At 68.8% G+C, this 20,809-nt stretch carries 21 protein-coding genes and 5 pseudogenes; 14 read left to right on the forward strand and 12 right to left on the reverse strand.

Annotated elements, in window-relative coordinates:
• Nucleotides 1–71 precede the first annotated feature (71 nt).
• Nucleotides 72–743: a transposase gene (locus VXC91_RS30645; RefSeq protein ID WP_329510601.1), complete on the reverse strand. Its 672-nt coding sequence runs from the start codon at nucleotides 741–743 to the stop codon at nucleotides 72–74.
• Between the two features lie 104 nt (nucleotides 744–847).
• On the opposite strand from VXC91_RS30645, the gene VXC91_RS30650 reads away from it, so the two are divergent.
• Nucleotides 848–1,174: a hypothetical protein gene (locus tag VXC91_RS30650; protein WP_329510602.1), complete on the forward strand. Its 327-nt coding sequence runs from the start codon at nucleotides 848–850 to the stop codon at nucleotides 1,172–1,174.
• Between the two features lie 39 nt (nucleotides 1,175–1,213).
• Here VXC91_RS30650 and VXC91_RS30655 read toward each other — a convergent pair.
• Nucleotides 1,214–2,459: pseudogene (locus VXC91_RS30655) on the reverse strand (IS110 family RNA-guided transposase).
• Between the two features lie 644 nt (nucleotides 2,460–3,103).
• Here VXC91_RS30655 and VXC91_RS30660 point away from each other — a divergent pair.
• The 5 genes from VXC91_RS30660 (at nucleotide 3,104) to VXC91_RS30680 (ending at nucleotide 6,386) form a co-directional block, all read left to right on the forward strand.
• On the forward strand, nucleotides 3,104–3,478 hold the full coding sequence (locus tag VXC91_RS30660; RefSeq protein WP_329510603.1) for a cupin domain-containing protein: 375 nt from the start codon (nucleotides 3,104–3,106) through the stop codon (nucleotides 3,476–3,478).
• A gap of 37 nt (nucleotides 3,479–3,515) precedes the next feature.
• Nucleotides 3,516–4,379, forward strand: a complete 864-nt coding sequence (locus VXC91_RS30665; protein WP_329510604.1) for a DUF2218 domain-containing protein — start codon at nucleotides 3,516–3,518, stop codon at nucleotides 4,377–4,379.
• Nucleotides 4,380–4,832: 453 nt separating this feature from the next.
• On the forward strand, nucleotides 4,833–4,958 hold the full coding sequence (locus VXC91_RS30670; RefSeq protein ID WP_329510605.1) for a hypothetical protein: 126 nt from the start codon (nucleotides 4,833–4,835) through the stop codon (nucleotides 4,956–4,958).
• Nucleotides 4,959–5,000: 42 nt separating this feature from the next.
• A complete protein-coding gene (locus VXC91_RS30675; protein ID WP_329510606.1) occupies nucleotides 5,001–5,552 on the forward strand; it encodes a YciI family protein in 552 nt (183 codons plus the stop codon).
• Between the two features lie 294 nt (nucleotides 5,553–5,846).
• Nucleotides 5,847–6,386: a hypothetical protein gene (locus tag VXC91_RS30680; protein WP_329510607.1), complete on the forward strand. Its 540-nt coding sequence runs from the start codon at nucleotides 5,847–5,849 to the stop codon at nucleotides 6,384–6,386.
• Nucleotides 6,387–6,582: 196 nt separating this feature from the next.
• Here the strand turns inward: VXC91_RS30680 and VXC91_RS30685 are convergent, their stop codons facing one another.
• Entirely contained in the window at nucleotides 6,583–7,323 is a 741-nt protein-coding gene (locus tag VXC91_RS30685) for an SDR family oxidoreductase (protein WP_329510608.1), read from the reverse strand.
• Between the two features lie 1,002 nt (nucleotides 7,324–8,325).
• On the opposite strand from VXC91_RS30685, the pseudogene VXC91_RS30690 reads away from it, so the two are divergent.
• Nucleotides 8,326–8,532, forward strand: a pseudogene (locus VXC91_RS30690) (sugar phosphate nucleotidyltransferase); the annotation flags it as partial.
• On the forward strand, nucleotides 8,532–10,523 hold the full coding sequence (locus tag VXC91_RS30695) for an APC family permease (protein WP_329510609.1): 1,992 nt from the start codon (nucleotides 8,532–8,534) through the stop codon (nucleotides 10,521–10,523). The pseudogene VXC91_RS30690 and the gene VXC91_RS30695, both read left to right, overlap by 1 nt.
• Before the next feature lie 15 nt (nucleotides 10,524–10,538).
• On the opposite strand, the pseudogene VXC91_RS30700 reads toward VXC91_RS30695, so the two are convergent.
• From VXC91_RS30700 to VXC91_RS30710, 3 genes and pseudogenes are all read right to left on the reverse strand, one after another.
• Nucleotides 10,539–11,064 (reverse strand): annotated as a pseudogene (locus tag VXC91_RS30700) (SixA phosphatase family protein); the annotation flags it as partial.
• Nucleotides 11,061–11,351, reverse strand: a pseudogene (locus VXC91_RS30705) (hypothetical protein); the annotation flags it as partial. The pseudogenes VXC91_RS30705 and VXC91_RS30700, both read right to left, overlap by 4 nt.
• A gap of 170 nt (nucleotides 11,352–11,521) precedes the next feature.
• Entirely contained in the window at nucleotides 11,522–11,962 is a 441-nt protein-coding gene (locus VXC91_RS30710; RefSeq protein WP_329510610.1) for a MarR family winged helix-turn-helix transcriptional regulator, read from the reverse strand.
• A 90-nt stretch (nucleotides 11,963–12,052) separates the two neighbouring features.
• Between VXC91_RS30710 and VXC91_RS30715 the strand changes: the two genes are divergently transcribed.
• Nucleotides 12,053–12,670 (forward strand): maleylpyruvate isomerase family mycothiol-dependent enzyme, encoded by a 618-nt coding sequence (locus tag VXC91_RS30715; protein ID WP_329510621.1) that lies wholly within the window; start codon nucleotides 12,053–12,055, stop codon nucleotides 12,668–12,670.
• A gap of 345 nt (nucleotides 12,671–13,015) precedes the next feature.
• On the opposite strand, the gene VXC91_RS30720 is transcribed toward VXC91_RS30715, so the two are convergent.
• From VXC91_RS30720 to VXC91_RS30735, 4 genes are all read right to left on the reverse strand, one after another.
• Nucleotides 13,016–13,561 carry a GNAT family N-acetyltransferase gene (locus tag VXC91_RS30720; protein ID WP_329510611.1) on the reverse strand — a complete coding sequence of 182 codons (546 nt, stop codon included), beginning with the start codon at nucleotides 13,559–13,561 and terminating at the stop codon, nucleotides 13,016–13,018.
• Between the two features lie 39 nt (nucleotides 13,562–13,600).
• On the reverse strand, nucleotides 13,601–13,759 hold the full coding sequence (locus VXC91_RS30725; RefSeq protein ID WP_329510612.1) for a hypothetical protein: 159 nt from the start codon (nucleotides 13,757–13,759) through the stop codon (nucleotides 13,601–13,603).
• An 87-nt stretch (nucleotides 13,760–13,846) separates the two neighbouring features.
• Nucleotides 13,847–14,404 (reverse strand): dihydrofolate reductase family protein, encoded by a 558-nt coding sequence (locus tag VXC91_RS30730; RefSeq protein ID WP_329510613.1) that lies wholly within the window; start codon nucleotides 14,402–14,404, stop codon nucleotides 13,847–13,849.
• A 56-nt stretch (nucleotides 14,405–14,460) separates the two neighbouring features.
• Entirely contained in the window at nucleotides 14,461–15,399 is a 939-nt protein-coding gene (locus VXC91_RS30735) for a sigma-70 family RNA polymerase sigma factor (protein WP_329510614.1), read from the reverse strand.
• 86 nt (nucleotides 15,400–15,485) lie between these two features.
• Between VXC91_RS30735 and VXC91_RS30740 the strand changes: the two genes are divergently transcribed.
• On the forward strand, nucleotides 15,486–15,713 hold the full coding sequence (locus VXC91_RS30740; RefSeq protein WP_329510615.1) for a hypothetical protein: 228 nt from the start codon (nucleotides 15,486–15,488) through the stop codon (nucleotides 15,711–15,713).
• A gap of 10 nt (nucleotides 15,714–15,723) precedes the next feature.
• Complete coding sequence (locus VXC91_RS30745; protein ID WP_329510616.1) at nucleotides 15,724–16,125, forward strand: hypothetical protein; 402 nt, start codon at nucleotides 15,724–15,726, stop codon at nucleotides 16,123–16,125.
• A gap of 96 nt (nucleotides 16,126–16,221) precedes the next feature.
• On the opposite strand, the gene VXC91_RS30750 is transcribed toward VXC91_RS30745, so the two are convergent.
• A complete protein-coding gene (locus VXC91_RS30750) occupies nucleotides 16,222–16,635 on the reverse strand; it encodes a cytidine deaminase family protein (RefSeq protein WP_329510617.1) in 414 nt (137 codons plus the stop codon).
• 21 nt (nucleotides 16,636–16,656) lie between these two features.
• Nucleotides 16,657–16,743, reverse strand: a pseudogene (locus tag VXC91_RS47125) (transposase); the annotation flags it as partial.
• A 231-nt stretch (nucleotides 16,744–16,974) separates the two neighbouring features.
• On the opposite strand from VXC91_RS47125, the gene VXC91_RS30755 reads away from it, so the two are divergent.
• Genes VXC91_RS30755 through VXC91_RS30765 form a run of 3 tightly spaced genes read left to right on the forward strand, consistent with a single transcriptional unit; the run spans nucleotide 16,975 to nucleotide 20,488 of the window.
• Nucleotides 16,975–17,499: a PadR family transcriptional regulator gene (locus VXC91_RS30755; protein ID WP_329510618.1), complete on the forward strand. Its 525-nt coding sequence runs from the start codon at nucleotides 16,975–16,977 to the stop codon at nucleotides 17,497–17,499.
• Nucleotides 17,496–18,194, forward strand: a complete 699-nt coding sequence (locus VXC91_RS30760; protein ID WP_329510619.1) for an ABC transporter ATP-binding protein — start codon at nucleotides 17,496–17,498, stop codon at nucleotides 18,192–18,194. Before VXC91_RS30755 ends, VXC91_RS30760 begins: the two co-directional genes overlap by 4 nt.
• A complete protein-coding gene (locus tag VXC91_RS30765) occupies nucleotides 18,191–20,488 on the forward strand; it encodes an FtsX-like permease family protein (protein ID WP_329510620.1) in 2,298 nt (765 codons plus the stop codon). Before VXC91_RS30760 ends, VXC91_RS30765 begins: the two co-directional genes overlap by 4 nt.
• Nucleotides 20,489–20,809: the final 321 nt, after the last annotated feature.

Raw genomic sequence — 20,809 nt, forward strand, 5'->3', positions numbered from 1 at the left:
AGGCCGACTCAACGCCGAGCACTGGGTTCAGCTGCGGACCACGGATGAAATCGGCAAGTGCCACGGCGAGTTCAGGTTGTGTTCTTCGGTGCGGTTGCGGGGCCGCGCGGTTGCCAGTGCGAGGTCATCACCGCGTAGGCGTGCTCTTGCTGCTCAACGATCTCCCGCTCGTGGCGGCGCAGGGCCTTGTCGTTGTACTCGTAGCCCAGACCGCGGCGGGCGACGCGGCGTTCGGCGCCGGCCTGCAGCTGCAGCTTGCGCCGTTTGAAGGCGACCAGGCTGGGCCGGGCGAAGGCGTAGTCCTGGCCCTTGGTGACCAGGTGCCAGCACAAGGTGGTCATCTTCCGGGCGGTGGCGACGATGGCGACCTGGATGCCGCGCCGCGACTTGATGCGCTGGTAGAACGCGTGCAAAGGCCCCGGGGAGCGGGAGGCGACCCAGGCGGCCTCGACCAGCATGCCCCGAACCTGCGACCGGCCGGTCTTGGTGATCCGGCCGGTGGCGGCCGGCAGCCCGCCGGACTGGCGGACGCGTGGGTTGAGCCCGAAGGAGGCGACCAGCTTGTCCGCGGAGCGGAACCGCGCGAAGTCGCCGACCGCCGCAGCGACCGACAGAGCGACGTTGACGTCGACGCCAGGGATCGTCATCAGCCGATGGATGTCCGCGTCGTCCAGGGCCTCGATTGCGACCTTCCGGTCAAGCTCGGCCAGTTCCGTGCCGTGGAAGTCCAGCTGCCGCAACAATGCGTCGACCGCCTCACGCTCGTCGTCCGGCAGCGGCAGACGCTGCAGCCAGGCCCGGCCGCGGGTGCCGAAGGCGGGGCGGGCGGCTTCGTGCGAAGCCGGTCATGCCGACCGTCTTCGACACCTACGGCACGAACGCCTACACGGCCAGGGACCTGTCCGACCTGCTCGCCGACCGACTCGACGTGATCTTCGCCGAACGCGAGAGCGACTATCGCGGCGTCTACTTCCTTGCCACCCTCGCCGACATGACCCGCCTCCAGGTCCAGCCGAACGACATCCCCGGAGACGACGGCGACGACCTCTACGAGGGCGCAAACCCCGACATGTCGGTACTTTTCCTCGTCACCTCGCCCGCTGCCGCCCGGCCCCTCGACGACGAGCTCTCGGCGGTCGAAGGACTCACCAGGCTCGCATCATCTCGAAGCTGAGCAATTGCTGATCCATAGACATCCGAGCTTGGCAAAACGTCAAGCCGCGAGGGGCTTCGGTGCTGCCATTGGAACGGGAAAGGCCTTGCTCGGATCGAACATCTGGCCGGTCTGTAGGCAGTGGAACAGGCAGCCCAGCAGCCGGTTGAACACGTTGCGCATGGCGGCGGTGTGCCGGTCACCAGCGGCGCGTCGTCGGTCGTATTGCTCCTTGATGAGCGGTGAGGGAAGTGCTCCGAAGATCCAGACGTGTCCGGCGGCCGCCAGCCGCTGGTTCTTGACCCTCCGATGACGGACGAGCCGGCTCTTGCCGCTGGCGATGGTGACGGGTGCGGCCCCCGCATATGCCTTGAGCGCTCGGCCGTCGGCGAAGCGGTCCCGGTCGTCACCGATCTCCCCGAGGATGCGGGCGCCGGTGAGTGGGCCGATGCCGGGGAAGCTGCCGAGGATCTCGGCGTCGGGGTGCTGGGCGAAGGCATTGGCGGCCGCTTCGGCGAGCTCGTCAGCCGCTCGGCAGGCGGCATCCAGCTGGCTCACCAGTGCGAGGGTTTGCCGTCCCATGGCCCTTTCGACGAGCGGCAGTTGGCGGAGGTAGTCGCCGGTGAAGACGGTCCGCAGGCGCTCCACCCAGCCCTCGATGTACCGCTGGCGGCCGGACTTCTTCAGCGCGGCTCGCAGCTGGGACCGGGTGAGACGTGCGGCGGTGGCAGGGTCCGGTGCAAACGGCGAGCACCGCCCGTGCCTCGCGTGAATCGAGGCCGCCGCCGCGGACGTGGAACGCTGCCAGTGCGGCAGGGAAGTACTGCTTGAGGTGGGAGCGTAGTTGGTTGATCAGCTGGCTCCGATTCCATACCGCGTCCTGTTGAGCGCGGGCCAGGACGGCAATCGCCTGGACCAGCTCGGAATCGGCCGGCAGGGGCCGGTGGACGTCCATGTCCGTCCGCAGGATGTTTGCCAGGGTCATCGCGTCGGCGTGGTCGGACTTCGCTCGGGCTGCCCGGTGCCGCTCTCGGTAGCGGGCCACCGCCATGGGGTTGATCGAGTAGACACGGCGGCCGGTCGCCCGCAGGCAGGCGAAGAGCAGGCCGCGCGCAGTCTCCACGGCTACGGGTATCGGCGCGTCCGGAGTGTCGCCGGCCTCCCCAAGAAGGTCGAGCAACTGACGGTAGCCGTCCGCGTCGTCGCGGATACGCCGCTTGGCGACCAGCTTCCCCGCCTCGTCGACCAGGGCCACGTCGTGGTGGTCCTCCGCCCAGTCGATCCCACACGTGATCGTCAACCTCATCGCCCCTTCTCCGCCATTTGCCCAGTTCAAGAGCCTGCGCGAGGCACGCCGCGACCTAATAGGAGGGCTCTGTGGCCCGACATCCGATGAGCAGTTCGTGGCCCCAGCTCACCGCGCGGACCTCGGTCTCTGGACAGAGCTCGTGGCTCGCGTAGTCAGGAGAGATGGCCGTGCGGACGGCTCAGGTCACGATCATGACGTCCTTGCGAGGTGCACGGCGGCGGGGCCCTCTGCCTGTGGAGAGGAGTCCAGCTCCAGGTCTTGATTAGGGGTCACCCATCGCCGTGCACTGCTATTAGGTCTTGACGATTGCTCCGACCGACCACTGCGGACTGGGGTGCCTACACGTTCTGAGTGTGGCCACCCGACAGGTCATGAAACATCCAGGTTGACAGGCTGATCTGGCCGTCACACATCAGTGCTCCACCCTGTCTACATGAATGAGAGCTGAGCACCTCAGAAGGGGAGGTTCTTCATCATGAGTACCGAAAACTCCAGTACAACTCCGCAGTCAGAAACGGTGCAGGTCCTCCAGCAGCTCCCGAATGCGCCGGTCCCCGATAACCCCGAAGCCACGACCGTCGTGATCACTCTGCCGCCCGGCAGCCCGGGTAACCCGCCACACCGGCCCCGGGTTCGGGTACGTGGTCAAGGGCGAGATGATCTTCGAGCTGGAGGGCGAGCCAGAGCGTGTCCTCAAAGCCGGGGAGAGCTTCTATGAGCCGAGCCATGACGTCATCCACTACCAGGGTGCCAACAACCTCTCGGACGGCGAGACCATCTACATGGCCACGATCCTCGGTGTGCCTGTGCAGCCGGTGGTCATACCGGTGAGCGCCGAAGAACTCGAGGCTCGTAAGGACCGCCGGGCACCTCGCCCGCAGCAATTCGGTTGGGGATGCCAGCCGCGTGCCGGCCTCCCCAACTGGCTATCGGCTCACCCCGCTGGGAAGTTCGAGCGGGGTGTTGCGGTCTGGCGCCCGTGCAGGCCCTATTTGCGGGCCACAGCAACCGGCTAAGCGGAACGAACGGGGCCACGCCACCATCATCAACGGGTTGATCGCCGTTACCGCGCTCGGCGGCCGCTACTTCATGCTCGGCGCGACCGATAGCCCGGCAGATGGCATGCGAATACGGAAATTGACGCGGGTCAGGTCCGAGCCGCGTCCACCGACGGCTGTCGAGCCATGCAATCGAACCAACATCGGCATCGCCACCCGCCCTCAGCGGCTTTCAGGCCTGGCTGGCTGCCCTCAGCCGCATCTGAAACGTCGTGCAGCCCTCACTGCGCCTCTGAAAGGAAGCTTTGTGCTGATCGCCGAAGCCGACATCCGAACCGAGCGGCCGAGCCGGTACCTGGCACAGCTGTGCGAGCACTCCAGCGAGATGTGCGGCCACATACGCCACCGGCCCCACCTGCACCACGGTGGCACAGCACCGCCCCAGATCCAGCGCGTCGAATGGACCGACAGGCACGGGACTATCGACCTCGTCGAGGGCCGTTGCATCCTACAAGCCAGCCCCGACTCGCTGACACTTCGTGTCGAAGCCGCCGACCGGGACAGCCTCCAGCGCATCCAGCACCTGGTCGCAGGACGCATGAAGAAGATCGGCAAGCACAATGCACTGCAGGTCACCTGGCGACAGGCCGAAGCCGCCAATCACCAGCCCGATGATCCCGTTACCGCTACTACCGCCTCGGCGGCGAAGAAGGTGGCGCCCCATCCGCGACGCCGGGCGGCGCTCGGCCTCATAGCCGTCATCGCGTTGGTCGTGGCCATCCATCTGAGCCTAGGCGGACTTCTGATGGCGTCCGGTCCGGGGACGCATTGGGTCATCGGAGCCGTTCTAGCAATCATCCTGCTCCATGTCCTCGGCGGCTTCGTCATACGCCGCAGGAAGATTCGCAGATCCTGCTGACCGCACCGTGCGGGAGCTCGGCTTCCACGCCGACCGCCGGGAGCCCGATGGCCGTGAGTTCCGGCAGCAGCGAGGACGCAGAGCCCTGCGGCCACAGGATCGTTCCCGACGAAGGCGGCCGGCGCCGTGTGTGTGCCGGCCGTGTGCTGCTGCAAGCGCTCCTCCAGCCAGGGCCGGTACATGCCGAAAGCCCGTCAAGTGGTCGTTGTCGACACCTCAGCACAGGGCGTCGCCTGCTGTTTTTGAACTTACGGAATCAGCGCCTCTCATCGCTATCTGCACGCGGCCCGCTACGTAATCCCGGTTTTCGGGGGGGTATCTGGTCGGACTGCTGCTGTCCGGCAACGACGTCCCCGAGGGCTCCCGGGTGAGCGACGCGGGTCCATACGGTGGCGCCCTCGGGCGGGACGGAGGTGGCCACCGCCACCACCGCGAGCCGCTGGCTGGGAGGCCGTGGTCAAAGGCCCTGACCCCCTCCACCTCGCGGAGGTCTTCGGGCTCGACGAGAAGACCGCGATGCGCTACGCCCACTCCGCACGGGCCCTGCTGGAGCAGGCCGCCGAGCAGCCATCGCAGTGAAATCCGGTCGACCTGGTTACCCCCTTGAAGAGATCCTTGGGCATGGAGTTCCTCTGCTACCACCGCGACCGGCCCGGCTCCGTGCCGCTGCGCTACGAGCTGCTGGAAGAGCATTGGTCCTACATGGACCAGTACGCGAAGGAGATGATCGCCCGGGGCCCGACTCTCGCCCACGACGGCGACACGCCCACCGGCAGCGTGCACATCGTCGACCTGCCCGATCCGGCCGCTGCCCGCGCGTTCGCCTTCGACGAGCCGAACTACCAGGCCGGCGTGTACCGGGACGTGCTGCTGCGACGGTGGCGCAACACGCTGGGGCGCACCATGTGGGACTTCCCCGGCGGCCGGTCTGGCGGCAACCGGTACCTGGTGCTCGGCCTCGGCACGGGGCAGGCTGCCGACATCGCGGTGCCGCCCGACCGGAACGAGCTGATCGCCTACGGGCCGCTGCTGTCCGACAACGGCGCCACCTGGCTAGGCACGGCGGCGTTGGTCCGAGCGCCGAACCCTGACACGGCACGCGCCATCCTGACCCCAGACCGGTACGCCGACATCGAGGTGCACAACTGGCAATTCGGCGGGCGCCCGTCATAGCCGAGGATGTCCTTCGACATTACCGTCGCAGCCCTTCGGACCGCTCAGCATCCTCGTGTTCCACCCGAACTCACGGATGCATCAGCCTGACGCACACCGGTGGACCCGCTGGTTCGCGTTGAAGAACCTTCCGCGAACTCGCGGGCCTCGACTTCCGAAGCTGCCGCCAAGTGACAAGTAGCTCTCTGTAGCCGGCGTGACGACCTGTTGTCCCTGTTTCCGGCGTTCTGCCCTGACTCTATTGTGCTCGCACCACCTTGGTCTCGGTGTAGTGATCGAGGAAAGGAGCCGCGCGTGCGTCGGGAGCGGGATCCGGAGGACTTGATCGAGGTCTGGACGCTGCTGGAGGAGGAACATGAGCAGCTCCGGAACAAGTCGGGAGTGAACCCGCAGAAGCGACTGCGCGACGCACTCACGGGCTTCGACCAGGCGCTGGAGCTGGGCACCACAGACGGAGTGGAGATCACCAGGAGGCACGGCGAACCGTGGATCAAGGTGTCCCCGCCGGCCAAGCAGGAGGAGCCGGAGAACCTGGTTGCCCTGAAGGCCGCGATCCAGCGCCGCCGGGGAACGATCGACCTGATCGACACCTTCATGGAGGCCGAGTTCGCCACCGGCTTCACCTCCGAGGTCGCCTCGCTGGCCTCCCAGGAGGCGGTCCTACGCGACGTCTTGCGGTGCAGGCTGCTGCTGGAGCTGTTCGCGCTGGGCACCGACATGGGCATCAAGCGGGTGGTGGCCACCGGCAAGACGGCGAGTCCGAGGCGGTCCTGCGCCGGATCCAGCACCTGTCGGGAGGCCGGCTGGGGCGATGCCGGGATGGTGTGGACGTAGTCCGAGGACAGCAGTCCCGGCAGGGCCTTGCCGGACCTGGCCGAGTACTCGTGCACGCGTCGCAGCAGATGCACGGCGTGTTCGGGCCCGGCATGTCCGATGTCGGCGTCGACGACGGCGGCCGTGGCCGCGAGCGCGCTGTGCCGGCCGTCCGGAGGAGAGGTGCGTGGGGAGGCCGCCGTCGCGTTCGCGTGCGTCAGCGCTGCGCGAGCCACATGCTGAAGGTCGTGTGACAGGTGTGGGCGCCCGGTTCGGGCAGAAGCGAGCCTTTCCCCAGTGGGGCGGCGAAGAGCCTGGCGTGCGCATCGGTGACCACGCTTCTGGCGTCACCGTTGGCGGCGAGGAGCTTCGCCATGAGGTCGTCGAGGCGGTACTCCTCGGGGCCGGCCATCTCGAGCGCGCCGAACCGGGGCAGTCCCATAGCGACATGTGCGAGCTCGGCGGCGACGTCTTCCGTTGCCACGGGACGGACCAGCGCGGGCGCCGCGTGGACCCCGTCCGGGCTGGTGTCGGCGACAGCGATGGCCTGGAGGGACTCGAAGGACAGCGGGGCGCGCACGATCGAATAAGGGATCGGAGACTTTCGTACCTGGTACTCCTGGAGTTCTTTCGCGAGGAAGTAACCCGACCGCAGCCGCTGGGCCCCCACCACCGACAGGACCACGTGATGCTCGACGCCGGCCGCGGCCGCCGCGGCCAGGAGGTTGGCCGTTGCGGTGCGGAAGAACCGCAGACCGGCTTCCTCGGTGCGTGCGGGCGCGTCGGTGACGTCCACCACCACTTCGGCCCCCCGCAAGGCCTCTTCGAGTCCCTCCCCTGTTGTCACGTTGACGCCATAGCGACGTGAGACGGGCACGGCCTCCACCCCATGGTCGCGGAGCCTGGCAACCGTTCTGGAGCCGATCAACCCGGTGGCCCCTGCGACAACCACTCTCATCTGGATCCCTTCCAACGAGGGTCATCGACCCCGTGTGCGTCTGGGTGTCGGCGAAGTCAGCCGCGTGCACTACATACGACAGGACTCGCACCACTGTTGTGACACTGAGTGGAGCAGTCTGAAAGCGGCGACCTCTGTCACACATGCCGCACCTCCTCGGTCCTCACTGAGGAGCCGTGCGAGCAGTCAGAAAATGAACGAACGCCGTTCCCGCCAGGGCAACGGCCAAGGGAGGTGCACAGGGTGTCAACCAAGGACTCAGTGGGTGCGGGCGACGACAATGCGCGTTCCGAGCCGTGGATGACTGTGGCGACGATGCTCCGGGGCACCAGCCGCCCGGCACCCCCGAGGGCGCCTCGGGCATGACCTTCCTGAGAGCCGGAACGCGTCGTCATGGCCGGCGAGCCGTTCGGCAAGCCGGGCGGAGGCATGTCCATTACCAGGTCGGCCATACCCGAGCCGATGTGCCGTGCCGGTTCAAGGCTGGCGCCGCACAAAGCAGAAGCACTCCATGGGAGGGCAGGAGAAGCATGAGCGCCATTGCCGTCCGGTCCTGCCTACGGCCGGTGCTGTTTGTGGCCGCAGCGCTGCGAGCGCCCGCCCGACGGCGGGTCCGGGACATAGGAGCCTGGCCGCCGTTCACGCCGGTCACTCCGGGGAAGACCAACCACCCACGACAGAGGTACCGGCGCACTGGTGCTGTATCTCCCTGTGTGCGTCCTGCGGTCACTCACGCGCGACATGCTGAGGCTGGGACGGAGCGTGGGCACCCCCACGCCTGCCGTCAAGGAGCTCTGCGGCCACTTCTGCGAGGGTGCCAATGCGCCTTGGAACCGTCGTGACGCTCCTCATTCATCATCCGTCCAAGACAGCGCCCCGCGGAGAGCACCAAGGACCGGAAGCCGGACAGCCGGTCCGAAGCGGCGCTCGGCCGTCCACCGGTCGGTGCCCGTGCCGATGCCGTGCCGGCCGGTACGGTGTGCCGATCGACAAAGAGATGTGATGTCCCCGACGATTCGCGGGGCTGTGATCCCCGCCGCTGGACTCGGATCCCGGCTGCCCCTGACGAAGGCGACACCGAAGGAGATGCTTCCGGTCGGTGACAAGCCGGTCATCGAGCACACCGTGCGCGAGCTGGTGGACTCCGGCATCACCATCGTGGTCTCCGGCGGCAAGGGCCGCCCGAGCGATCGCAGGGAGGGCCCAGCATGACCGGCACCCAGGTGGAGAGTCCGGACGCCGCCGAGCCCGGCCAACCCCAGCCCTCCGCCGCCACGGCCCGCTGGCGGGCCTGGCTCCTGGAGGGCCTGAGCGAGCGGACGGCTCGGCACCCAGGCCCGCACGCCACCCCGGACGCCGAGCACGAGGGCCACCCCTGGTGGCGGGTCATGTGTCTGACCGGCGTGGACTACTTCTCCACCCTCGGCTACCAGCCCGGTATCGCCGCGCTCGCGGCCGGGCTCCTGTCGCCGCTCGCAACGCTCGTGCTGATCGCGCTGACCCTGCTCGGCGCGCTCCCGGTCTACCGCCGGGTGGTCCACGAAAGCCCGCACGGCGAGGGCTCGATCGCCATGCTGGAGCGGCTGCTGCCGTGGTGGACGGGGAAGATCTTCGTCCTCATACTCCTCGGCTTCGCGGCCACCGATTTCATGATCACGATCACCCTGTCGGCCGCGGACGCCGCCGCGCACGTCGTGGAGAACCCTTTCGCTCCGCACTGGATCCACGGTGCGAACACCTGGATCACCCTCTTTCTGGTCGCCGCGCTCGGCGCCGTCTTCCTGAAGGGGTTCAAGGAGGCCATCGGCATCGCCGTGGTGCTCGTCTGCACGTATCTGACCCTCAACGTCATCGTGCTCGCGGTCTCCGCCTGGGAGGTGCTGAGCCACCCGGTGAGGATCGGCGACTGGACGGACGCGATGACCGCCGAACACTCCTCACCGCTCGCGATGGTCGGCGTGGCGCTCCTCGTCTTCCCGAAGCTGGCGCTCGGCATGTCCGGCTTCGAGACGGGCGTGGCGGTGATGCCGCAGGTCAAGGGCGACCCCACGGACACAGACGTGAACCCGGCCGGCCGCGTCCGCGACACGCGCAAACTGCTCACTACGGCTGCCGTGATCATGAGCTGCCTCCTGCTGCTGTCCAGCCTGGCCACGACGATCCTGATCCCGCAGGAGGCCTTCAAGAGCGGCGGCCCGGCCAACGGACGCGCGCTCGCGTACCTCGCGCACCAGCACCTGGGCGAGGCCTTCGGCACGGTCTACGACGTCGCGACGATCGCGATCCTCTGGTTCGCGGGCGCCTCGGCGCTCGCCGGCCTGCTCAACCTGGTTCCGCGCTATCGGCCGCGCTACGGCATGGCCCCGGAGTGGACCCGGGCCGTCCGTCCGCTCGTTCTGGTCTTCATGGTGGCCGCAGTCGTCCTCACGGTCTGGTTCCACGCGAACGTCGACGAACAGAGCGGTGCGTATGCGACCGGGGTGCTCGTTCTGATGCTCTCCGCGGCGTTCGCCTCGGCGGTCGCCGTGCACCGGCGCGGGCGCCGGGCCGCCGTGCTCGGCTTCGGGACGATCACCGCGGTCCTCGCGTACACCCTGGTCACGAACGTGATCGAGCGGCCCGACGGCATCAGGATCGCGCTGATCTTCATCGTCGCGATCCTGGTGACTTCGTTCGCCTCGCGCGTGCACCGCGCCTTCGAACTGCGCGCGGCGACCGTCATGTTCGACGAGGCGGCGGCCCGGTTCGTCGACGAGGCAGCGACCCGCGGGCCGCTGCGGCTGATCGCCAACGAGCCCCAGGAGCACAGCACCCGGGAGTATCGCGTCAAGGAGTACAGCCAGCGCGAGCAGACCCACATCCCGGACGGCGGCCCGGTGCTCTTCCTGGAGGTCTTCATCACCGACTCCTCGGACTTCACCGCCGATTTGGCCGTCCACGGCGACGAGAAGCACGGGGTACGCAGGCTGCGCGTGGCGGGCGCGACCGTGCCCAACACCATCGCGGCCGTCCTGATGGAGCTGCGCGACCGCACCGGCCAAGTGCCGCACGCCTACTTCAACTGGACCGAGGGCACCCCGTTCAACCACCTTCTGCGTTTCCTGGTGTTCGGGGACGGCGAGGTCGCCCCGGTCACGCGCGAGGTCCTACGCCGCGCCGAGCCCAACCCAGAGCGCCGCCCCCGGATCCACGTGGGTTGACTCGCCCTGCCCCTGCTTCTTCGTGCCCCTCGGCACGGTGACGTCCGTCAGGAGTGCCGTGCCCGGGGCGAGGGAGTCCCAAGTGCTGCCGCGCCAGGCGAGAACGGCGATGGCCGAGGTGGGGAACTTGGTGCGGACGCGGTCCAGGGCGTCCCCCGCGAGTTCGAGGACCAGTTCTTCGAGCCCTGGATTGTCCCGATCACGAGCAACGTCCTCACCTGGGCGGGCACTTCGTACCTGGCCTCCAGCAGATCGGGTACGTCGGCGGCGTAGAGGCGCGGCTCGAGCCGTACGGGCGGCGGGGTGCCCCACTGGGCCGAGGCCAGCTCCCACGTCTGACGGGCGTGGAGGGCGGTTGAGCACAGCGCGAGGTCGGGCAGGCAGTCGGCTCGGCAACCGCGCGCCCGGCGGCCGGGGCGTCTCCGCGGCCACGCGGGGCCAGCGGCCGTTCGTGGTCGGCGACGCCGGCGGGCCAGGCGGACTTGGCGTGCCGGAGCACGACGAATCTGCGCAGCGGGCCCGCTCCGGCACAGGTGATCATGCCCAGGTCCCGATCTCACTGGTCAGGTCCAGGCCGAGCAGCCGGTCGGCGTAGGCGTACGTCTCGAAGCGGGCCCCGTCCGGCATGCCCTCGGCGCCCTCGACGTGCCGCAGTACTTCCAGGACGGCCGGTACGTCGAGGTCGTCCTCCCAGGCGGCGCGCAGCTCGTGCCCCACCTGTTCGGGGATCGGTTTGGAGGGCCGGGTCGCCCAGGTGGCGGTGGCCTCGCGCCAGCGTGTGAGCGTGTCCCGCGCCTCGGTCAGGGTGGCCGTGTAGAGATCGACGGGCCCACGTGCTGCGCCGCCGCTGATCGTGTGGGGGTGGGCGCGCGTCGGCGCCAAGGCTGCTCAGCCCTCTGGCAGAAGCGCGAACAAGGTCAGGTCCCGGATGGGTCACCCGCGCGTTCCTGCCGCATGGCCGGGCGAAACAGCGGCCGAACCCCGGCTCTCAACAACGCTTAGGCGTACGGATCCGTGATCTCCCGTAGCAGCGTCAGCGCCTGGCGTAGCTGGGACATCCGGCGCTTGCCGAGGTGCGCCTCCCACTCCTTCTCGACCTCGGCGACCACGGCCCCGGCCACGGGCTGCGCCGCGAGCGCGCGCTCGGCCAGGCACACCAGCCGGGCCCGCTTGTCGGTCGGGTCCGGCATCCGCCTCACATAACCCGCCCGCTCCAGCTGGTCGACCAGGAAACCCGCCGTCTGCTTGGTGACCTGAGCCTGCTCTGCGAGCTCGGTCAGACGGGTGCCGTTCGGCCCGATGCGCTGCATCACACGGGCCTGGGCGGGCGTGAAGTCGTCAAAACCGGCCTCGGCGAGGGCGGCGAAGACGCGGTTCTCCAGCGCCCGGTACGGGATGAACAGCAGCAGCCCCGTGTTGAGCTCGCTCTCCGCCACCATGCCGACGCCTCCTCGGACTGCTGGGACTCCTTGACGATGGTCAGAGCCGCTGACTAAATTGGTCAGAGAAGCTTACCACTTCAATGGATGGTGATCCCCGTGGGTGCTGTCTTGGAAACCGATGAGCGCTGGCGGATCATCGATCGCGAACGCGGCGAACTGGCCGACATGCTCGCACAGTTGAGCCCCGAGGACTGGGAGCGGCCGACGCAGTGCGACGGCTGGCGAGTGCGGGACGTGGCCGCGCATCTGACGATCGCGCCACGTATGTCGTACGGGGCGGGCCTGCGGGAATTCCTCCGCGCCCGTGGCGACGTGAACCGGATGATCCACGACACCGCTGTCCGCGAGGGCCGGCGCCCGGTCACGGAGATCGTCGCCGAACTCCGCGCGACCGTCGGCTCCCGCCACCTCGCCCCCGGCACCACCCGCCGCGAACCGCTCATCGACATCCTCGTCCACGGCCAGGACATCGCACTCGCGCTCGGCCGCGAGCGGGAGATGCCCGTCGCAGCGGCCGTGGACGCGGCAGATCGTGTATGGACGATGCGCTTCCCTCCGCGGCCCTGGCCGCTACCGCGGGCCCGGCTCGTCGCCACTGACGCCGACTGGTCGCGCGGTGAGGGCGAGGAGATCAGCGGCCCGGTCTCGACGCTGTTGCTCCTGCTGACGGGACGGACACGCTCGACGGCCGATGCGCCGACGTGACCCCTCCAATGAGGACCCCACGCCCCGGACGGCATCGAGGTCCTCGTCGTCACAGACGGCGCCGCTGACACCCAAAGCACGGACACCGGATGAAGCTCACGCTGACCCTCACATCCAAGGCGGGAAGCACTTCGACGTCACACAGCATTGCGCAGCCCGTCAGGCCGGAACTGCGCAACTCCGGAACCCCTGCGCATCTCCTGCGAAAGCCCGGGTCAATATGGCGTAGACCATCACGCCCCTCGCAGTTGACCTTGAGGACGTTCTCCCAGTGCCGCCGGAGGGTCTTGGCATGGATCTTTAATGGTGGAGTCGGGTATTGAAACTGTCTGAATACCCCTGCGGTCAGAGGGGATCGAGGAGCATCAGGACCTCGTCCCGGGTGTCGTCGGGTGCGAGGCGGAGGGCCCCGGGCCAGCGGCCGACCTCACGCCATCCGAGCCGGCTGTAGAAGTCCTCCAGCCCCTCTCCTCCCCGGGCCGCGAGGTGGAGCTGTTCGAGCTCAAGTTCATCGCGGGCGATCTTCCGCAGCTGACGCATGAGAGCGGAGCCGACACCACGGCTGCGGAGTTCGGGGTGGGTCTGAAGGTGGTTGACCGTGCCCCAGTGTCCGACGAGCTGGAAGGGATCGCGGTTGAGGACAACCCATCCGGCAAGAACGTCGTCGAGTCTGGCGGTGATGAGTCGGCTGTGTTGCGGGTGGAGACGGCCGAGGAGCTTGTCTGTGACTGGTGCGACGTCGTCGTCCTGGACGGGCGGGAAGGGGAATCCCGCGGCACCGGCCGAGTTGGTGACCGCGATCCAGCAGTCGATCAGCTGACGTCGGAGTTCGGGAGTGACCGCCTGGGCGTCGGTGATCTGTGCGAGGTCGGGCATGCTTTCGTCCGTCATGAGAAGAAGCATGTCAGCGAGGTCTGACATCGGGATGGGTCAGGCTTTCGAGTTCCGGCGGCTGACCTCGGCCGCGTAGGCGCCCCAGTCTCCGGCGGCGGCTCGCTGCCATTTGAACTTCACCGACGTGTGGGTGGACCTGGCCGGCAAACGCACCAAGTGCGTGCTGTTCTCCTTGCGCATGTCGTACTCGGGCAAGGCAGTGCACCGGGTGGACCTCGGGGTAGTGCCGGCCGAACGCCTCGGGATCGGCCGGCGTCTCGTAGAGGGCGAGGGAGCGGACCGTCATCGTGCCGCCTTCCGGTACTGCACGAGGACGGCGGCGCCGGCCCGCTCGGCCGACAGGCACTCCAGGTCGGTGCGCGGCCCGTCATCGGGGAAGAGTCGTTGGCCGGTGCCGAGGATCGTGGGGGAGGTCAACAGTCGGTATTCATCGATCAGTTCCTCGGACATCAGCGCGTGTACAACGCTCAAGCTGCCCGTGATGATCACGTCGCGCTTCTCGCGCTTGACGGCGTCGACGAGGCTGCTGTCGATGACCCGGGAGTTCGCCCACGCCGAGGTGTCGGTCAACGTGCGGGAGACGACCAGCTTCGGCGCGGCGTTCATCCGCGTGGCGAAAGGGTCGTCTCGTCCGGGCCAGATGAGCGAGAACAACTGCCAGGTCGTACGCCCCAACAGCATGACCCCGTCGTCGAGCGTGCTTCCGAGTTGGAACTTGTCCCCGGCGACCGTCCCGGGACCATGCCGGAACGCCCAGCCGCCGGTCGGCGTTGCACCGGAGCCGTCCGGGTCGGACACGATCCCGTCCAGGGTGATGAACTCAATGACGATGACGCTCATGATGGGTGTCCCTTCGATCGATGCTCACCGGTACGTACCGGCGGCACCGGCGCCACTCATCGCGCCTGACGAAACTCGTCGGAAGAAATCTTCCGGGGCAGGTCGAACGCCTCGAACACGTGGGGATCGGCGAAGACGACGTTGTGCGCGACCCGGCCGCCGGTGACCGTGAAGACCTGCAGTGTGTGCAGCCGATGCCTGCCGCCGGGCTCCGGCGCGTACGCGGCGAGCGCGGGCTGTCCGTTGGCGGTGAGGGGCGTCGTGCCCCAGCCCTTCCCACGCATCCGAAACACGCGGTCCATGAACAGGCCGAAGCCGCGGCTGCCCCGATACCACAGTGGCACCGGCGGCATCTCCAGGACCGCGTCGTCTGTGAGCAACTGCACGAGCGCGGGGACGTCGGCCGCCTCGAACGCCCGCACATACTGCTGGATCACCGCGCGTGCCTCGGGATCGTCCGGCTCCGTGACCTCATCCAGGCCACCCACGTCTGCGAGGGCGGTACGGGCCCGCTGCAGCGCGCTGTTGACGGCCGCGGCCGTGGTCCCCAGTTGCTCGGCGACCTCGGCGGCGGTGAACTCCAGTACCTCGCGAAGCACCAGCACCGCTCGCTGCCGCGGCGGCAGGACCTGCATCGCCGCCACCAGCGCGAGCCGCATGTCGGTCCGTACCTCCGCATCGAACCTTGCGTCGGGGTACGGCTGCAGCCAGGGGATGTCGAACGCCGGCGTGAGCGGCGCCTCGGGATCGCGGCTCGGCGCGCCCAGGCCGGACGGCAGCGGCCGCCGCGCCCGCCCTTCCAGCGCAGTCAGGCATGCGTTGGTCGCGATCCGGTACAGCCAGGTCCGCACGGACGCGCGCGTGTGGTCGTACCGGTCGCGGGCCTTCCAGGCGCGTAGCATCGTCTCCTGCACCAGGTCCTCGGCCTCGTGGAACGAGCCCAGCATCCGGTAGCAGTACGCCACCAACTCACCCCGATACGACTCGAAGTCCACGGGCCCATCATGGCGCACCTGGGCGGCTCACATTCAAGGACGCCGTGAAACCAACGTCTGAGACATCACAGTCAGTGCAGAGAAGGATGTTCGCCTCGCCCTCCCAGGAGGCCTTCCTCCAAGGCCACGTCGAGGCGTTCCAGGCGGTCAGCGGGATCCCCCACCGGCACATCCGCTATGACAAACTGCGTCCGGCGGTCCGTCAGGTCTGCTTCGGCCGCAACCGAGTGGAGTCCACCCGCTGGGTCGCATTCCGCTCTTGGTATGCCGCAACCCCCTTCTACTGCCTGCCGGGCCAGGAGGGGCGCGCATGACAAGGGCGGGGTGGAGAACGAAGGCGGACGCTTCCGCCGCATCTACGCCCTCAACGGCCAGGGCCGCCACCCAGAGGCCGAGACGCTTGCCCGCTCGGCGCTCGCTACCCCGCCCGCATCGGGCCGGCTCGGCCTGGCCCGCAGTCTCAACGGCCAGGCCCGCCACGAGGAGGCTCTCGCTGAAGCGGAGCGCGCCGACGAGTTGCGCCACAGCCTGTCCGAAGAGCAGCGCCGCCCCGAGAACGGTGCCGTCGAGCTGGCCGTGGTCACCGCCCTCCTGGGGCTGGGCCGCAGCACCGAGGCCCTCACCCAGGCCGCGGCCGCCCACGGCACCTGCCTGGCCACCTTCGGTCCAGCCCACCGCCGCACCGCCGAGGCACGGGAGCTGCTCGACCGAATCGATGGCGCCTGACCGGCCGCGCAACGCCACCGTCTACACGGCTGCACGCCGCATCATGGGCAGCTCACCCGCCACCGCGATACGCCGGGCCCGTGCTGAGCGTCGTGGTTACTCGGCGTCGAGCTGGTGGTCGGCCCAGACGTAGCTTTCGGGCAGCAAGTCGGTGATGGGGACGGTTCGGGCGCGGTCGCCTTCGCCGACGATGACCTTGAGGGCGGGGAAGTAGTCGAGAAGGACCTGACGGCACCGGCCGCACGGGGGAACAACCCCCCGGTCGCGGTCGCCCACGGCGACGATCGTGTCCAGGTCGTAGGCGCCCTGGGCGGCTGCCGCGCCGATGAGGACCAGCTCCGCACACGGTCCTCCCGTGAAGTGGTAGGCGTTCACCGCAGTGATGATCCGGCCGTCCTGGGCGCGGGCTGCGGCTGCCACGGTGTGGTTGTCACCCCGGCAGCGAGTGCGAGCCACGTGCGCCGCGGCCTGGATGAGTTCGTGATCGACATGGTGGGTCTGCGTGGTCATCTTCTCTGCCTTCGTCAGGTGTCAGGCGACGTTGGCCCGGGTGACGATGGTGCGCAAGCGAATATCGGCGGTGTGCTTGTTCCGCCACATGATGTAGCGGCGGATCATGCACGCCGCACCACGTCCATGATCCGCCGGTAGTCCTCGGGCATGACTGCCTCGTCCATGAGAGCTACACCCCAAGGCGATCGCACCGGCCTGCCCGCCCTGGCGGTCATGCGCTCCCAGCAGTGGCCCGCACCCACTGGCCGACCGACGCTGTCTTCACTAATCCCAGCCTATCGACCCAGGCAACCCGCCTGTTGACGTCGACTAGATACTGAGTGTAGACACTGAGGTATGACAGTCCCTCTGGCACTCCTCGGACTCCTCGAACGGGAGTCGAGCCACGGCTACGACCTCAAGCGCGACTACGACACCTATTTCGGCCGGGGTAAGCCGCTGCCCGCCGGGCAGGTCTACTCGACCTTGGGCCGCCTCGCCCGCGACGGGAAGGTCCAGGTCGGCGAGACCGAGCCCGGGTCGGGGCCGGACCGCAAGCGCTACGTGATCACCGAGCTGGGGGTCACGCAGGTCGAAACCTGGCTGACCGAACCGGTCGCGGGTGAACCGCACCTGCAGACGGTGCTGTTCACCAAGGTCGTACTGGCGCTGCTGCTGGAGCGCGACCCCCGCGCGTACCTCGACATCCAGCGCGCCGCCCACATGGAGCGGATGCGGGAGCTGACCGAACTGCGGCGGACCGGCAGCACGATCGACTCGCTGCTCGCCGACCACGGCGTGTACCACCTGGAGGCCGATCTGCGGTGGATCGACCAGACCGTGGCGCGGCTCGCCGCCCTGACAGCGGAGGTGCGCTCATGAGTTCGGACGAAGGCTTCCTCGTGGAAGCGCGGAACGCCGTCCTGTCGTTCGGGCAGACGCCCGCGCTGCAGGGTGCGAACCTCTCCGCCCGTGACGGCGAGATCCTCGCCGTCACCGGCCCGAGCGGATCCGGCAAGTCCACGCTGCTGCACTGCCTGGCCGGGATCCTCGTACCCGACTCCGGCGAGATCTGGTTCGACGGCCGCCGCGTCGACACCCAGCGCGAGCCCGAGCGCAGCGCGTTACGCCGGGATCACTTCGGCTTCGTCTTTCAGTTCGGTCAGCTCGTCCCCGAGCTGACCGCCGAGGAGAACGTCGCCCTGCCGCTGCTGCTCGCCAAGTCACGCAGGGCGAGCGCGCTGGCCGAGGCCCGGCCGTGGTTCGGGCGGCTCGGCCTGGAGGGTCTCGAGGGGCGCCGATCCGGAGAACTCTCCGGCGGGCAGGCACAGCGTGTCGCCCTGGCCCGCGCCCTGGTCTCCCGGCCCAGGGTGCTGTTCGCCGACGAGCCGACCGGGTCGCTCGACTCGCTCACCGGCGAGCGCGTGATGGACCTGCTGGTCGCCTCTGTGCGCGAGGAGGGCACCACCGTCGTCCTCGTCACCCACGAGCCGCGGGTGGCCGCCTTCGCGAGCCGCGAAGTCATCGTCCGCGACGGCAAGGTGACACCGCTGTCCGTCGGACGGCTCGCCTCGTGATCCGCCTCGGCCTGCGCCTCACCCTGAGCGGCGGCAGGGAGGCCGCCGCCCGTCTCGCCGTCATCGCGGCCGCCGTCGCCCTCGGCGTCGGCCTGCTGCTGAGCATCCTGGCGGCCATCAACGCCACCGCCACCCAGAACAGCCGGAACGCCTGGCTCAACACCGGCTCCGGCAAGAGCGCGTCGAGCCAGTCGGCGGCAACGGCGGACACGGACCCGCTGTGGTGGCTGCTCAGGGCGGACCACTTCGACGGCGAGATCATCGGCCGCGTCGACGTCGCTGCCACCGGTCCGAACTCCCCGGTCCCACCGGGCCTTTCACACCTTCCCGGACCGGGCGAGTTCTACGTCTCACCGGCCCTGGGTAAGCTCCTGCACTCCACCCCGGCCGCCGAACTCGCCGACCGCTACCCCGGCCACGAGGTCGGCACGGTCGGCAAGGCGGCGCTCCCAGGCCCCGACTCCCTGGTCATCGTCATCGGCCACAGCCCCGACCAGCTCGCAAAGCAGCACGACGCCACCCAGGTCACCTCGATCACCACCATCACCCCCAGTGCCTGCAACGGCACGAACTGCGAGGTCAGGGCGGGCATCGACAACAGGGGCATCAAGCTCATCCTCTCCGTCGCGGGTACGGCCCTGATCTTCCCGGTGCTCATCCTCATCGGCACGGCTACCCGGCTGGCAGCCGCCCGCCGCGAGCAGCGCTTCGCCGCGATGCGCCTGGTGGGCGCCACGCCACGGCAGGTCTCGATGCTCTCGGCCGTCGAATCGACGATCGCCGCGGTCATCGGCACGGCCGTCGGCTTCGGACTCTTCTACCTGTTCCGTACGCAGCTGGCGGCGATCAACCTCACGCGAACGCCGTACTTCGCCAGCGACCTCACACTCCGGACCAGCAACATCCTGCTCGTCGCCATCGCCGTCCCGGTGGGGGCCGCGATCGCGGCCCGGATCGCCCTGCGCCGCGTGCAGATCTCCCCCCTCGGGGTCACCCGGCGCGTCACGCCGCGCCCGCCGCGGGTCTACCGGGTGGTCCCGCTGGCCGCCGGCATCGCCGAACTCTCGTACACCATCGGCCGGGTACCCAGGAGTACCAACGGCCAGATCTGGATCTTCGTCCCGGGAATCCTACTGGTCCTGACCGGACTCGTCATCGCGGGCCCCTGGCTGACCATGGTCGGAGCCCGCGTACTGGCCCGGCTCACCAGCCGGCCCGCGCTGCTCGTGGCGGGTCGGCGGCTCGCAGACGACCCGAAGGCCGGCTTCCGCGCGGTCAGCGGGCTGGTCCTCGCCCTGTGCGTCACCAGCGCGGCCGTCGGGATCATCGGCTCGCTGAACGCCGAGCGCAGCATCCCGAAGGGCAGCCCGGCGGTCGCCGGCGCCCTGGTCGCGGACTACGTCCAGGGGATCAACCGTTCTTCGGGGGAGTTGGTCGGAAGCGTGCCCCCGCCCTCGGAGGCCGCGCTCAGCGACCTGAACTCCGTACCGGGCGTCAAAGGCGTGCTGATGATCCATACGAACCCGCTCGGCACCACGGACCCGGCCTATCACGGCCCCCAAGGCTCCTCGACACCGCCGATGGCCGGCCTGGCCTCGTGCGCCGAGCTCGCAAAGATGCCGGCCTACAGCACATGCGCCTCCAGAGCCGAAGCGGCGTCGGTCACCCAGAACTACAGCACCTTCGGCACGTACTACTGGGAGCACTGGCCCACGGCATGGCCCGCCGCCGCCATCTCCGCCCAGCGCCTCGCCCGCCTCTCGGTCCAGCAGATCGTCGTGGCCACCAACGGTTCGACGTCGGCGATCGAACGCGCGCGCACCATCCTCGCAAACACGTATCCCGACCAGGACGTCCCATGGACCGTCCGCGAGGACCATGCCGAACGTGGCGCACAGCTCGCCGGATACCAGCAACTGGCCAACGTGGTCATCCTGGTCAGTTTCCCCATCGCCGGCTGCAGCCTGGCGGTGAGCGTGGCCGGGGGCCTGCGCGACCGCAAGCGTCCCTTCAGCCTGCTGCGGCTGACCGGCACACAGCTCGGGGTGCTGCGGCGGGTGGTGCTTCTGGAGAGCGCGGTCCCGCTCCTGGTGGTCGCCGTCGTGGCGATCGGGATGGGCTTCCTGGCTGCCCAGCTGTTCGTGCAGGCCCAGTTCAGGTACTCGATCCGGGCACCGGGGATCCAGTACTACGCGATCGTGCTCGCCGGACTCGTCGCCTCGCTGGGGGTCATCGCATCCACGATGCCGCTGCTCAAGCGCATCACGGGACCCGAAACGGCACGCAACGAGTAGCAGGAACGACGACGGCTCGGACCGACTGACTGCAGCCAGTCCGAGCCGTCCCTCTTTCAGGGCCGCGGGATCGCGAGCTCGTACTCGAGCACGGCGGAATCCAAGGAGGGCACCAAGACGGCGTTCGCTGACCCCACCAAGGCGACTTGAACTGGCCCCATCGGTTACCGTGCTGGCCGCGACCACACACGACAACGCCGCGGGCATCGCCCTGCTCGACCAGGTCGCCGAGCACGCCGGAGAAACGGCGCCCCCCGCGACCAGCAGCCCTGTCCCGAAGCTGACCCAGAAACGGACATCAGCTCAACGAAGCGCCCGCTG

The sequence above is a fragment of the Streptomyces chiangmaiensis genome, from assembly GCF_036281785.1.
Classification (GTDB): Bacteria; Actinomycetota; Actinomycetes; order Streptomycetales; family Streptomycetaceae; genus Streptomyces; species Streptomyces chiangmaiensis.

Excerpts from the sequence above, each read along its gene's own strand:
- VXC91_RS30750 (WP_329510617.1), bottom strand. The coding sequence starts at position 16,635 with ATGACCACGCAGACCCACCATGTCGATCACGAACTCATCCAGGCCGCG.
- VXC91_RS30650 (WP_329510602.1), top strand. The coding sequence starts at position 848 with ATGCCGACCGTCTTCGACACCTACGGCACGAACGCCTACACGGCCAGG.
- VXC91_RS30685 (WP_329510608.1), bottom strand. The coding sequence starts at position 7,323 with ATGAGAGTGGTTGTCGCAGGGGCCACCGGGTTGATCGGCTCCAGAACG.
- VXC91_RS30710 (WP_329510610.1), bottom strand. The coding sequence starts at position 11,962 with ATGGTGGCGGAGAGCGAGCTCAACACGGGGCTGCTGCTGTTCATCCCG.
- VXC91_RS30740 (WP_329510615.1), top strand. The coding sequence starts at position 15,486 with ATGTTCGCCTCGCCCTCCCAGGAGGCCTTCCTCCAAGGCCACGTCGAG.
- VXC91_RS30695 (WP_329510609.1), top strand. The coding sequence starts at position 8,532 with ATGACCGGCACCCAGGTGGAGAGTCCGGACGCCGCCGAGCCCGGCCAA.
- VXC91_RS30675 (WP_329510606.1), top strand. The coding sequence starts at position 5,001 with ATGGAGTTCCTCTGCTACCACCGCGACCGGCCCGGCTCCGTGCCGCTG.
- VXC91_RS30730 (WP_329510613.1), bottom strand. The coding sequence starts at position 14,404 with ATGAGCGTCATCGTCATTGAGTTCATCACCCTGGACGGGATCGTGTCC.
- VXC91_RS30760 (WP_329510619.1), top strand. The coding sequence starts at position 17,496 with ATGAGTTCGGACGAAGGCTTCCTCGTGGAAGCGCGGAACGCCGTCCTG.
- VXC91_RS30720 (WP_329510611.1), bottom strand. The coding sequence starts at position 13,561 with ATGACGGACGAAAGCATGCCCGACCTCGCACAGATCACCGACGCCCAG.
- VXC91_RS30755 (WP_329510618.1), top strand. The coding sequence starts at position 16,975 with ATGACAGTCCCTCTGGCACTCCTCGGACTCCTCGAACGGGAGTCGAGC.